At 66.2% G+C, this 14120-nt stretch carries 4 protein-coding genes and 1 tRNA gene; 3 read left to right on the forward strand and 2 right to left on the reverse strand.

From position 1 onward, the window contains the following. The first annotated feature begins 38 nt into the window (after positions 1-38). Positions 39-112 (forward strand) — tRNA-Pro (locus HS99_RS10720). 805 nt (positions 113-917) lie between these two features. On the opposite strand, the gene HS99_RS43210 is transcribed toward HS99_RS10720, so the two are convergent. Further along, entirely contained in the window at positions 918-1919 is a 1002-nt protein-coding gene (locus HS99_RS43210) for an ISAs1 family transposase (RefSeq protein WP_305953107.1), read from the reverse strand. A gap of 71 nt (positions 1920-1990) precedes the next feature. On the opposite strand from HS99_RS43210, the gene HS99_RS43970 reads away from it, so the two are divergent. Beyond that, complete coding sequence (locus HS99_RS43970) at positions 1991-2620, forward strand: hypothetical protein (RefSeq protein ID WP_141763688.1); 630 nt, start codon at positions 1991-1993, stop codon at positions 2618-2620. 68 nt (positions 2621-2688) lie between these two features. Here HS99_RS43970 and HS99_RS10730 read toward each other — a convergent pair whose 3' ends face one another. After that, the gene (locus HS99_RS10730) at positions 2689-9873 is read right to left on the reverse strand and encodes a polymorphic toxin-type HINT domain-containing protein (protein WP_141763689.1); all 7185 of its coding nucleotides are present in this window, start codon (positions 9871-9873) and stop codon (positions 2689-2691) included. 580 nt (positions 9874-10453) lie between these two features. Here HS99_RS10730 and HS99_RS47725 point away from each other — a divergent pair. Then, positions 10454-14008 (forward strand): ricin-type beta-trefoil lectin domain protein, encoded by a 3555-nt coding sequence (locus HS99_RS47725; RefSeq protein ID WP_046387049.1) that lies wholly within the window; start codon positions 10454-10456, stop codon positions 14006-14008. The last annotated feature ends 112 nt before the right edge of the window (positions 14009-14120 follow it).

A 14120-nucleotide genomic window follows, 5' to 3' on the forward strand; every position in this document is an offset into this window, starting at 1 on the left:
CAGAGCCCCCCAGGCCCCGCCGCACGGCACCGAGACCACGGGACGTGGCGCAGCTTGGTAGCGCACTTGACTGGGGGTCAAGGGGTCGCAGGTTCAAATCCTGTCGTCCCGACTGGAGTTCGCTCCATTGTCGCAGGTCAGAGGCCGTTTTCTCGTTCGCGAGGAAGCGGCCTTCGGCGTTCTCCGGGGCCTGCCTCTCACATTCGTCTCAGGGTTTCACGGTCCTGCGCCGGGACCTTATGCTGCTCGGCGTTGTGCGCTGGTAACCATATGCGCGCATTCTTCCTGCATGTCCGATCTGTCTATCACCAAAATGAGATTTATGGTTGCTCATTGTGATCGCCGATTCGGGCTAAGGCGTTTGCACTTGACGCTTCATTCCGTCGATCAAGTACGCGCCGAAGGGCCCAGCGGCTGCCCAAGCGTTGGATTAGGGCAAGGAGATGTGACTGTGGGCGCCTTTGCCGAAGGCGTGGCGCGATCTTCCTCCGGAGTTCCCGCTTGATCCCCGACAGCGGATTTCTGTGCGCGGGGTGAAGTCGCGCTTCAGTCTGACCCGAGTCTCGAGCGGGGGCGTGAGTTGCGCAGGCCACCTTGGACAGGACCGTTGCAAAGTCCCGTGATCTTGGAATAGTGCTGGTCACATGATGCCCAGCAGGTCGAGCGGGCGGATGAATGGCTCGTAGGAGGCGTGCCGGATGCCGGTGGTGATGTTGCGGCGCCTGGCGGCGCGGAGGGTGTTGATCGCCAGGTTGCGCAAGGTCGCCATGTTGTCGGGGCCGTGACCGGTGCGGGTCTTTGAGGCGTCCTCGGCGGAGTGGTGTCGCGGACGAAGTGGAGTCTGTTCTCGATGGTCCACTGCGACCTGGCAAGTTGGCCCAGGTGCTGAGGCGATGCCTGATGTAAAGACAGATCGTTCATCGCGTAGATCGTCTGGCGGCTGACGGTGCCGGTTTTGAGGTCGGTGCAGTGGCGCAGGATGCGGACGGCCTGGGCGACGTGGGGGAAGTCCAAGCCGAGATCGGTGACGGTGAGGGCCCTGGTCGCGCGGGTCTCCCCCTGCGGCCGTGGCCCCTCTCGCGGTCGTAGCGGCGTGCGGTGACGTCCTTCCACGGCAGCGACCTCAGTCGGCGGTGGAGTGCGGGCTGGTTGGCCTTGACCACCAGCAGGTAGTGGGAATTCTTCGCCTCGACCAGAATGTGCGCGTGGGTGCGCTGGGTGTGCAGGGCGTCGGCGGTGATGGTGACCCCGGTCAGGTTGAAGGGCTCCAACAGCGCGGCGAAACACGTGATCTCGTTGGTCTTGTCGGGAACCCTCAGCTGGGTGACGGTCAGGGCGTCGCTGGTCATCGCGGCCAGCAGATGGGCGGTGGGCAATTCGCCGCGCCGGGAGCAGCGGGCGGCCTTGCCGTCCACGGCGATTGAGTCCGAGCCGGAGGGATCAGCGCCGGTCAGGTCGGCCAGGCCACCTGGGCAGACCTGGCTGACGACCTGCCGGATCGTGGCGGCGCTTGGCCAGCCACCACGCCAGCTCGGGCCAGGCCCTGCTCTGGCTCGGCCGGCTGCTGCGCGCCGGGGGCGTCCCGCTGGACCAGCGCTTGCCAGGGCCGCGCCCTGGCAGCGCTGACTGACAACGCCAGCTTCCACCCGGCGTGCTTCCAGCTCAACCACGGCACGCCCCTGCGCGCTCAGCAGCGGACCGGACCCCGCATCACCAGCGCGGCCGTGGCCCGCACCGCTCGCTGGCCGGTCTTGCCCGGGAGCCCGCGGCCGGGAGCCGAACCGTGCAGGGCGGTGCTGGTCCGGAGCCGAATGCCCGCTGACCGACGGGTGCCGCCCCTGGTGACCAGCTCCTTCTACAAGGAGTGGAACAGTCGCCCGCTCCAGGCTCCGACATACTGCGGCAAGGGCGTTGACCACTGTTGGCGAACGCGGGGCATGGCCCGAAGCGACCGAGGCAGCCGTGCGGCCACCAGTGAGATAATGACGGCGTGATCGATCCCGCAAGCATTGAACTGGCTGACTTCCTGGCTACCTGGTACGGCCCCCCGGCCAGGAACGCAGAAGATCTTCCCGATTCCTGCAACTGGCTGCCCACTCCTCTGAAGAAGTGGCACATGCTGACCTCGCGCTGGGACAAACGCATCAATTTCACGACAAAGATGCTCGCGCCTGAGCGGATCCGTCTCGCTGGCGACGGAACGGCCATCTTCATGATCGACAGCACGGGCGACTGGCGCTGGTGCTTCGACCCGGTCAACCCGGACACTGTATTCGAGGCCGGACTACATGAGCCATGGGAGAAGATGACGGAACGAATGTCGCAGTTCCTTGTCCATGGCACGGTAAGAGAAGCCGTCTACGGTGCAGGTTTTGGAATGCACGCACTGTCTGTGCCTGATGATATTCTGCGCGCAATTATTGCCCCTATGGAGCAGGTTGGATTTGATGAATGGAACTGGCCAGAGCCGGGCTATCGAATCCTCATGGGGGAAGGCACTCTTGCCATCGTGGCCGAATCGGTGCCTGGTCAGCCCGGATGGGATGTCGAGATAGGCGCTTTTGAGCCTTCCGCCCTATCGAAGTTCGAAGATGTTTCTGGGGTTGATTGGCGAAGATAGCAATGTCGCCCAGAAAATGGTAGGGCCGGACCCGCAGTTAAGCGGGTCCGGCCCTGCTGTGTTTAGCACTAACGAGCGTTGCCCTTATATGGCTCCGTTCGCTCGATGCTCCCGTCTTCCCGCCTGAAAACCACCGTCAATTCGGAATCCTTCGGAAGCATATCGCTCAAGGTTGTGTCACAAGCCCAGCAGACCTCCCGTGCAGCCTCCTCGTTCCAGAAATGAATGTACAGGGTTGCCTTTTTGATGCTCAAATCTTGCCGCATGAGCGCCGCAACCTGAGCTTCGAGGTGATGCCTGTAGGCCCGCTTGGTTCCGGGCGCAAAGTTTCCATCCACCTCGGGGTGAATGTTGTCGAAGCCGGAGGAAAGTGGAGTGTCATACCATCCGCGCCCCTCTACATACATGGCCCCAGTCACACCGCCAGGCTTCTTGCCAGGCCCCTGAAAGTGGCCAGCTGCTCGCTTAGCCAGTTCCAGCCCCGTCTCGTCCTTGCACGCGTTGTGCACGAGCACCGGTGTGGCGCCGGCGAGCACGTAGTACGTGTGGAGGTCGGCGACGGTGAGGTTGTACATGGCCTGCTGGCCGGCCACCTCGTGGACGGACACAATAGTGGTGTCCTGTCCGTCTTCCGTCTTGAGGGTGTGGCCCGGTCGCAGGTCGGCCGCGGGGATCCACTTCTGGGCGGTGGTGTCCCAGAAGGGGTGCTCGGCGGTGGTGTGGATGGTCTCTTCGTCGTCGCCTGTCTTGATGGTGACGTCGATGAGGTCGCTGTCGTCGTGCTTCCAGGTGTCGGTGACGGTATGGCCGTCGTTCTCCCCGGTTTGCGGGTCGGCCGCCTGGACTTGGTCGCCCGGTTTGACGTCGCTGATTTCCCGGGTGCTTCCGTCGGCCATGAGGACCGGCGTCGATGCCGCGAAGCTGCACGGGCCGGCCTTCGGCCGGACCTTCGACGCAATTTTGCTGAAGAGCTTCCGCACCATGCCGGGGTGCTTCGCGACGAACTCCTCGCCGTGGATTGCGGCCCCGGCCGCCCAGCCGCCTGGGGAGACGATGGGCAGGGGCGGGCCGAATATCTGGACGAGTTTCCGGCCCCATTGGTACCAACTGCTGTGGGTTTGCGGTCCGTCCAGTGGGCCGCCGGCTTCGGAGATGATCGTGGTGAGGTTGAGCGGGGAGTCGGGGTTCTCCCGCTGGTTGCGGAAGTTGTCGGCCGTCTTGTCGTCGCCGATGAGCCTGGCTGCGCCCTCGGCTATCTCGTTGTACTCCTTGACCGTTTCGTGCCAGGCGCCGCTTGCCAGCGACTTGCCCTTGTCGACTATGTCGTCGCAGGTCTTGCAGTCGAACCCGAGGAACAGCCCGCTCGGGTCGCTGGCGTTGATGGGGTCGTTGTTGCTGTAGGCGTAGGCGTTCCACTGCTGCGGATTGGCCTGGTCGAGGATGGGGTCGGGACTGATGAAGCGTCCGCGGACGGGGTCGTACTGGCGTGCTCCAAGGTTGGTGAGGCCGGTGGCGTCGTCCTTGCTGCCGCCGACGAATCCCTTGCTGCCAGCCCACTGGCCGGCAGTGGGCTGGTTGCCGCGGGGATTGCCGAACGGATCGGTGGGGCGGCGGGCGACGGTCATGTTGGCGTCGGTGCTGATCTGGACGCCGTTGGTGCCGTGCGGATCGGCGGCCTGGATGACGACGTTGCCGCCGCCGATGGCCGAGGTGACCCGGGTGTAGGTGAGTCCGCCTCCCGCGGTTATGGACCGGACGTTGCTCAGGGTGCCGGTGGTGGTGTCGAGGGTGAGCTCGTCGGTGGGCAGGTTGAGCGTGGTCTTGCCGGGGTTGCGGCGGATGAGCTGGTTGCCGTCCGCGTCGTAGAGGTAGCTCGTGGTCCCGGCCGCTCCGGTCGAGCTGAGGGAGTTGAGCTTGCCCTCTCCGTTCCAGGCGAGCGTTGTGGTACCGCTGGTGTCGGTGATGGCGGTGGGATTGCCCGCGGCGTCGTACTGGTAGCCGACGGTTTTGGTGCCTGCGGATCCACTGGTAGTGGACGTGAGCAGGGCGTGGGGCCCACCGGTTCCGCCGCCGGTGTTGGGAGCGCTGGTGGGGGTGTTGCGGGTCTTGGCCGCTCCGAAGGTCTGGGTGGTGGTGGTGTCCTTGAGGCTGTTGCCGGTGATGTCGTGCTGGACGAGGCCGGTGCGGTTGCCGGTGGTGTCGTAGGTGTAGGTGTTCCAGTACGGTGTCGGGCCGCCCACCGTTCGGCCACCGGGGCTCACGGCGGCGGGGCCGCTCGTGTTGTTGCAGCCGCCGGTGCCGGGGACGGTGGTGGAGCTTCCCGTGCCGTGCTTCGTCCCGCTGGAGTCGGTCCAGTCCGCGATGGTGGAGGTGCCACCGGTATCGGTCCAGGCGCCTGTCAGCCGGCCCAGGTAGTCATAGGTGAAGCACTGGGTGTCGGTTGCCGCGGCGTCCTGGATGTCGGTGACCGAGGTGATCCGTCCGGACGGTGCGTAGGTGTAGCTCGTCTGGCTGGCGGAGACCGTGTTGACCTGCCGGTCGATGAAGGAGTTGATGACCCTTCCGGTGGCCGGGTCGTACTGCTGGGTCGAGACGACCTGGGTGCCGTAGTCGCCGACGGTTGTCCGTATGGGCCGCGCGAGGGCGTCGTAGTCAACCTGCTGGACGATGGCCTGGTCGAGGCTGGCGGCGGCGAACAGCAGGCCCGTGATGGTGTGGGCGTAGGTGATCGACTCGGCCGGGAGCCCGCCTGCGGCGGGGATGTCGCTCCTGGTCAGAGCACCGAGTACCGGGCTGTAGGTGTTGGTGGTGGTGTAGGTGCCGGCGAGTTCCTTCTCCACCGCCGGGATGGTGATGGAGGTGCCGAGCGGCCGATAGGCGGTGTCATAGCCGGTCACGGCCGTGGTGTAGGCCGCACCCCCGCTGCCTCCGACGTAGCGCGTGGACGAGGTGGGCAGGCCCTTGGCGAGGCTGTCGTACGTCCATGCCGCCAGCTGGTTCGCCGGCGTCACGCTGCCGCTGTACGTGCCGGTCTTCCGGCCGAGCAGGTCGTAGGTGTAGGCAATGGTGGTGCCCTTGGCGTCGACGGTGTGGTCAACACGCGAGTTGACGTCGTAGAACGTCTGGGTCACACCGGTGTCTGGGTCGGACGCCGAGACTTGCCGTCCGCGCAGGTCGTAGGTGTAGTTCCAGGTGTTGCCGCTGCTGTCGGTGTGGGAAGCGGTCTGACCGGTCGGAGTGTAGGCGTAGGTGGTGACGTCCGCGTCGGTGCTGTTGCCCGTCGCGGTCGGCGTGCGGTACTGCCAGACGGCGGCGGTGCGTCCTCGTGCGTCGGTCACGGTCGAGCTCGGCATGCCACCACTGGGTGGGGTGACGTCGATTCGGTCCGCGCCCGGGTAGGCCGTGGTGGTTGCCCATTGCAGGTTGCCGTTCGAGCGGAACTCCGCGCGCACCACGCGGCCGCTGCCGTCGTAGGTGTTCCAGGTCTGGCCCGGAACCTGACCATCGGCCGTGGGAATGAAGATCGATTCGGTGGGGAAGGAACTCTTCTCGTAATACGAGGAAGAGGTCTTGATCACCCAGCCGTGCGTGTCGTAGAGCCGGTCGGTGATCAGGCGACCGTTCGGGCGGGCGTCGCTGGTGCGCTGGCTCTGACGGGCACGGCCCAGACCGTCGTAGATGTCGATGTTGACCGCGTACGTGGTCGCGTCGTCGTTGAGCGACTCCGTCTTGACGGTGGACGGCCCTGCGGTTCCCTTGAGCCCGTAGGTGAACTTCCGGCTCGGCAGCTGCGTTGTCGGACGGTCGGGTGCCCAGACGGCGGTGAGCCGGCCGAGAGCGTCGTACTGCCCGGTGATGACGCGGCCGTTGGCATCGGTGCTGGTCAGTGCCGAGCCACGGGCCGGGTCCAGCGTGCCCGTTGTGGTCCAGCCGGTGCCCATGGGACCTGTGGTCCGAACCTGGGTCGGGAGGGCGCCGGAAGCCGGAGTGAGATCGACCTTGGTGACTGCGGGAGTGACCGACGGGCCGCTGACTTGTGCACCAGCGCCGTTGTAGGTGGAGCCGTCGGTGGTCGCCGTCGTCAGACTTCGCCCGTAGGCGTCGAAGGTCGCACTGCCGGCGTGGGCGTAGACGGCGTTGCCGCCCTGGTCGAAGTGGTCGAGGACATGGTTGCCGGTCGGATCGCCGGTCGTGCCTGCCCGTCCGAACGCCTTGCCGTCGTAGAGCGTGCGACCACTGGACAGGGTGTTGGCGGCAGTGGCCGTGCCAGTACAGGACCCCTGGAAACTGGTCTGCTCCGCGACGAGCGTGAGCAACTGCGGGTTGTCACTGGCTGCATAGCCGGTCGTGGTGCAGATCTCCGGGGTGGCAGCGGTGCCGTCGCCCTTGTCGTCGACCTTGATGACGCGGTTGCCGTTGGCAGGCTCCGTAATCGTGGTCGAGGTCGTGGTGCGCCAGGTTCCGTCGGCGAGCAGCGCCTTCGTTATCGCAGTGGTCTCGGAGTCGGGCCTCCACGCGTAGACCTGCGGTGCGCCGGCGCTCTGGGCGTGCGTCGCGGACTTCTGCTGTCCGTTGTAGGCGGTTCCGGAGATCGTTGTGACCGTACCGTCCTTGCCGGCCTGGTCGAACGTCTCGGCGGCAACGACGCGACCGCTCAGCTGTGCGTTGTCGGGGACGGTGCCCCCGAGGGGATTGGGAACCTCCGGGACGGTGCGCAAGGTCTTGCCGTCGGCGAGGTAGTCGCCGACCATGCCGCGCAGGTAGGTGACGCGCTGCTGGGTCTTGGGTGCCTCGCCGGGATTGGCGTTTCCCGTGGTTGTGGTCACCGTCTGGTAGCCGCGGAAGTCGTCCCAGGTGCGGGTCCTGGCGTCGATGAGCTCGGCGTCGTTGCGGTGCCAGGCGGCGCCACCGCCGTAGCTGTACTCGGTGGTTTTGGCGATGGCGGGGGTGCTGACGAGGTCCTGCTCGACGACGGTCTTGACCAGGGGTTTGTCGAACCAGTCGTTGACCGGGTCCTTAGAGGACTGGCCGGGCAGATACCACTTGACGGGTATGCAGGCCATCGAGTTGTTGTCCTCGGAGGCAGGCATGCGGTTGTTGAGCCGGGAGCACTCTGGGTCGCTGTAGATGACGTCGATGCGCCCGCCCATTTCGGTGGTGATGCTCTGAATGCGCGGGCGCATGAACATCGGCGAGGCCGGGACAAGTCCATCGACGCGGTTGGCCCGCATCTTGTACTGGAACTGCACCGGCGGCAGGTTCTTGATCTCCGCCTGTCCATTGCTCGGGACGCGCTGAATGGAGTCGAGCTGCAGGAGACGCTTGGTGCCGTCTCCGGGGTCGGCGAGCTGCTGGTTGAGGTTCCAGGTGTCGACGGTGCGGTACGCGCTGTTCACCCAGACCTGGGTACTGATCGCGGTCAGACGCTTGGTCGTGAAGAACGTCGGCGCGGAGTTGAGACAGGTGCTGTCGGTGCAGATCTGATCGACCGGCGTATCCGGCCACGCGTTGGCGTTGCCCGCGCGCTTGCCCTCGGAGCAGTCGTTCGTGGCGTCGGGTATGCAGCGTTCGGCCACGGTGAAGAGGACCTTGGCAGCGGGGTTGGCACCGCCCTTGGCCGCCTTCTGGTCGTCCAGACGCTGACCGTAGCCGATCTCCTTGAGGAAGCCGGAGCGCTGATAGTCGGTGAGGGTGCCATTTCCACCGCTCTGAACGGCGCCGCGCTGGTACTTGTTGCCCTCGGCTGCGTACTTGTAGGTGACCAGGTTGCCGTGCGAGTCGACTACATAGTCGAGCTGCCACCGCCAGGCCATCTGACACCACGAGCTGTTCCCGCTGGTCTGGTTGTAACAGGGATCCCCGCTCTTAGGCGAATACACCGGCATGGTGAGGACGGACCCCGCAGCCGGATCCGAACCGTCGCCGCCGGGCAGATGGTTGCGACCGAAGTAGTACTGGACCCCGTCCGGGGTGCTGATGCGCCAGTACTCCATGTCCCGGTAGTCGATGTCACCTGCGGCCTTCGGCGCGCCGGTGAGCTGTTCGACCTTGGCGCCGTCATCGCTCGAAAGGTGCCAGGTTCCGGTGGCGTCGTCGCGCACGATCGCGCCGGAGCGACCACCCAGGGAAAGGGTGGCGTTCTGCCCGCCCCAGCACTTGTCGGGCGAGCCGGTGATGCCGGCCTGGTCGCAGCTCTTGTAGGAGCGCTCGATGAAGCCGGGCTCGTATCCCCAGCCGTCGCCGATCCACGAGGGCTGGGCGTTGGTCGAGGACGTTTTCCCGTCCACCGCGGCCGAGTTGTAGCCGAGCGCCACGGTCGGAGCCGCGCCCCCTAGCGCGGGCGGCACCTGGATCGGGTAACTGTACGTGAAGTTCCCCGCGTTGGATCCCGCAGTCCAGGCCGCCGACGGCGACAGGGACGACGCCGTGTAGTTGCCCATGGCGCCGGACGGCGAAGGTGAAGCGGAGAGCACCACAGAGCCGCCACTGCCACCCGTGTCAGCGACAGCCTCAGTCCGTACGGGTGCTGTGGTCGTGCTGAAAGAGGCCTTCACAGCGCCGTTCTGCCGCTGCTGGGCAGGCACTGAGGGGGGAAGGACGACGTCGGCGGTGATTTTGCCGTGCCCGTCGACCTTCGCCGCAACCGGAGTCTGGGTACGGCACTCAGACAGGCCCGGTGTGGTCAGCGCGCAGGATGGCAGTGCGACAAGGGAGGCCCGGTCGGACCACCCGGCCGCCTGCAGTGCCTTCAGGTCCAGGGTGACGCTCGCCGCACGTCCGTTACTGCTCGTGGGAGCCTCGGCATCGGTCAGGGCGATGAGCGGCCCAGTGACGCCGACGGCTTTCCCTTGGTCCTGCCCAGTCACCTGAACCGTGACCGTATGCGCGCTCTCGCCCTTGCCGGTGCCCGGGGCGACCTGGACGGCCAGAGGCCCAGCCTGGGAACCGGTCGCGCCGCCGGAGGCTGGCGATGCGCCACCGGTCGCGGCACGCGCGGCCTGCGCCTCCGGACTGTCGGGCCCCACCGTCACTGTCGCGGTACCCGTCACCAGTGGCTGCGCAGGCTCGGGCTTCCAGGCAGGCGCCGGGGCCACGGGCTTCGGCGTCGACGTCTGTACGTCCTGACCCGGCACCGAGACGGTCTCGTCCCCCAGCGGCGTGTGCGGGGGTGTCCAGATCTTCCCCTTCGGCGTGGGGTACGTCCATGCCGCCGCAGGGGGAACGGACACCCCGGTCAGTGTCAGGGCGACCATCGCCGCCACCGCAGGCGACCGCCATCGGCCCCCTGCTGGTCTCCCGGCCCGTTTACGGGCAGGCCAAACCATCGTCACATCTCCTCATTGATTGTCAACTTGGCACCACATGGACACAGCTATGCCATGATCAACATGACGATATGTGCGAGCTCCGACACATCACAGGAAGATCGATCCCGGCGTATGAGATGTTTATAAAGTCTTGACATTGCGGCCTGTGCGTATCGGGACATGTCCACGCAAGGCGGCAACGGGTTTGACCGATCTGCAGGTCAGGCCACATCGTTCCCATCCGAACGCAGATGCACCAGCGTCTGCCTAGCGGGAGGGGACTCACAGAAGAGCCATGTCCACCACGCCACGGACAACTACGAACACGCAACCACCATCGATACGCACGCGCCCCAGCCGCATGACCGCGCTCGGAACGGGGTGCCTCGTGAGCCTAGGCCTGCTCACCGCGCCCTCAGCAGTGGCTGCCGATTCCCCGCCCGCACCCACCCACGGGCCAGTCGGCGGAGTCGCGCCCCTGGTTTCGTCCACACCTGCCCCGGCCCGCACGCCTCTGCAGCAGGCCATGCTGGACGCGATCGCCAAGGCGAAGTCCACCGGCAAGCCGGTCGTCATCGACGCTCTGACCGACGTCGCGTCCAAGACCGTCGCCAACCCGAACGGCACGCTGACCACCACGGCCAATGCCCAGCCCGTCCGCGTGAAGCAGGGCAGCGGCTGGGCCGATCTCGACCCCACGCTCCGCCAGAACCCCGACGGCACCGTCAGTCCCGCCGTCGCAAGCACGGCGCTGGCCCTGTCCGGCGGGGGGAGCGGCCCGATGGCCACCCTCAAGACCACCGACGGCAAACAGCTGTCTGTCGGTGCCCCCTTCTCGCTGCCCAAGCCGGCTCTGAACGGCGATACGGCCACGTACGCAAACGTGCTGCCCGACGTCGACCTCCAGGTCACCGCCCTGCCAGTCGGCGGCTGGCGCGACGTCATCGTCGTACGGACGGCGAAGGCAGCGGCGAACCCGGCGCTGAAGACCCTGCGCTTCCCGATCACTTCCCAAGGGCTGACCGTCTCCTCCGACGCCAACGGTAGTATCAACGTCAAGGACGACAAGGGCAGCCTGCGCTTCCGGTCCCCGGCCCCACTGCAGTGGGACTCCTCCAATCCCTCAGCGGTTCCGGCCAGCGCCAGCGCCGGGGTCAAGCTGGCGTCCTTCTCCGCGGCGGCACCGGCCTCCGACGCAACTCCGTCGCCGCCTGCGGCTGGGACCCCGTCAACAGCTGAGGCACCCGGTGACGGCGCGAACGTCGCCAGGATCGGCAGCACCATCACGGCAGGGGCGATCGAGCTGACACCCGATCCCCAGGCCCTTGGTTCCGGAACCGGCCCGTGGTACCTCGACCCGTCCCTGGTCGCCGCCACCAGCTCAACCCAGGGCTCGGTGGAGGTCCAGGAGAACTACAAGACGGCGGAGAACTTCAACAAGAAGAACAACCTGGCCACCGGCTACTGCGGCTACCACAGCAGCGACCCCAACCTCGACTGTGGCAGTGAGGGCCGCCAGCGCGCCTACTTCCAGTTCGGCATCAACCCGGCGCTCTACACCAAGCCCAGTGGCGCCGAAAGCCCGCCAACCATCTTCAACTCCACCCTCAACGCCCAGGTTACCGGTGCCTCCAGCCCCGGAACGGACACGCCGTTCGAGGTGTACTCGGCTCCCAAGCCCATCTACGAGCACACCAGCTGGAACGACCAGCCCTGCGGCACTGACGGCAGAGTTGCCATGCAGAACTGCCCGGAGGTCAACGGTCAGAGACTCACGGGTACCGGCCCGCTGGCCATCGACGTCACCGACATCATGAAGCAGGCGATCGCCGGCCAGTGGCCGTGGTGGACGGCCGCCATCGCCCCGCAGGGCAACGAATGGGACAAGACGTACCGGCACCAGATCGCCAACAACCCGTACATCACCACCACCTACGACATCACACCGACCGTCTGGTGGGCTCGCACCACGCCCACCCCGGGATTCGCGGGCAACAACAGCACGGCCGCGTGCACCAGCGGCGGCGCCCACCCGTGGGACAACCCCGGCTGGGTCGGCAACAACCAAGAGATCTACCTCACCGCCAACAGCTGGTCACCGGCCGGACAGCCGCTCTACACCGGCTACCACATGTGGGACGACAACGACCCCAACTTCAGCGCCGTCCCGGGAGCATGGGGCGGAAGCTACAACGACCCCGGCCCGACCGTGAGTGTGGGATCGCTGTCGGACGGCCACCAGTACGGCTGGACCGCCCGCGCCACCGACAACACCCTCACCTCACCCATGACTGGGTGGTGCTACTTCCGCGTCGACAAGACCAACCCCCGCGTCAGCATCAGCTCCACCGACTTCCCGCCCTCGGGAACCCCCAACCCCAGCCCGGCCAAGTACATGAACGACCAGGGCACCTTCACCATCAACGCCGACGACCCGTCCCCGGGTTCGGGCCTGCAGGCCTCCGGCGTCGCGTGTGTGCGGGTGAGCACCGACCCGACTCCGGTCGTCGGCTGGAAGTGCGGCCAGGACGGCACACAGGCACCGGGCACGCCGTACACCTACCAGCCACGCCGTTGGGGCACCAACGCCCTCTACGCCTGGGCCATGGACAACGCCGGCAACTACAGCCAACCTGCCATCTACAACTTCTACGTCCCCTGGAAGCCTGGCACCCAGCCGCTGTTCGGAGACGTCACCAACGACCAACAGCCGGACATCGTCATCGCCGACAAGAACGGCGACCTGAGGATCACCGGCGGCACCACCGATCCCGCCACCTCCTTGGTCGCTCCCGCGTCTGCCGCGCCCGGCAATGGCCAGTACGGGGCCACCTGGGCCGACTACCAGATCAGCCACCACGGCTCCCTCACAGCCGGGCAGCCGGTCGACCAACTCGTCGTCCACTACATCGGTACCGCAGCGGAGCTGAAGAAGGTCCTCTACGTCATTCCCAATGACGGAACCGGACGCTTCGACCAGAACACCCCCATGGCCCCGAGCCGCCCCACCAGCTGCAAGGTCTACGGCACCGGCGCAGCGTGCGACGGGTACAACAGCGCCGACTGGAGCAACGTCACCCAGGTCATCGCCTTCGGCACACCCAAGGGCGAGGCCGTGGGCCCCAAGCCGGGCGACCCGACGAAAACGGTCTTCACCACCCAGACGTCCATCATGACGCTGGAGAACAACAACCTCTACCTTTTCACCCCTGTCGGTAACCTCCTGGGCAGCGCAACGCTCATCCCCACCGCCTCCGGCAGCTGGAACGATTACGAACTCATCAACCCCGGTGCGGCAAACGGACCCACGACCAACCCCATCACCAAGGCGACCACGAACCAGCCCACGCTCTGGGCACGCAACCGCACCAACGGAAACATCTACGCCTACCCCCTCGGCTGGAACGCCGACGGCACCGTCGACTACTCCGCCCTCACCAAGCCCGACACGGGCACAGCCATCCTGACCGGTGCCAACTGGACCACGGCGGCACAACCGAAGATTGGCGCCGCAGACCTGAACAACGACGGCTACCCTGACCTGTGGGCCATCAACACCAGCAACGCCATCACCGTCTTCCTCGGCAAGAGCAGCACCGGCACCAAGAACAAGGTCGACGGTTTCGACAACTGGCAGTTCCTCGGCTACGCCGACGCCAGTACCTCGATCCACCCCAACCTGGTCTCCTGGCAATGCATTGATGCCGAGGGAGGCCCCCGGGACGGCGCCCCGCTGGCTATCTACTCGTGCTGGAACACGCGTAACCAGCGGTTCAACCTCAGCACAGACGGCACCATTCGGGCCGGCGCCTACTGTCTCTCCACCGCTGGCGACGCCAACACCAACGGCACCCAACTCACCCTCACCAACTGCGACGGCAGGCCCACCCAGAAGTGGTCCGTCCGACCGGACGGCCGCATCATCAACCAGACCACCATCACCGGGGCCGACCCCAACACCGGCCGCTGCATCGAGCTGAACAACTCGCACACCGAACAGGGCACCCGGCTCGATATCTGGGACTGCCCAGGCCTTTTCGACAACAGCCGATGGACCCTCCAGCCCGAACGGACTCCGTGACCTGTCGGCCGTCCCACGACGTGAACTGACATGACCTTCGCAGGGCGAGGCTCCGGAATATCCCGGAGCCTCGCCTCTTCGTTCTCCACGGTGAGTAATCGGCCGGGTACCA

The organism is Kitasatospora aureofaciens (genome assembly GCF_001188955.3).
Classification (GTDB): domain Bacteria; phylum Actinomycetota; class Actinomycetes; order Streptomycetales; family Streptomycetaceae; genus Kitasatospora; species Kitasatospora aureofaciens.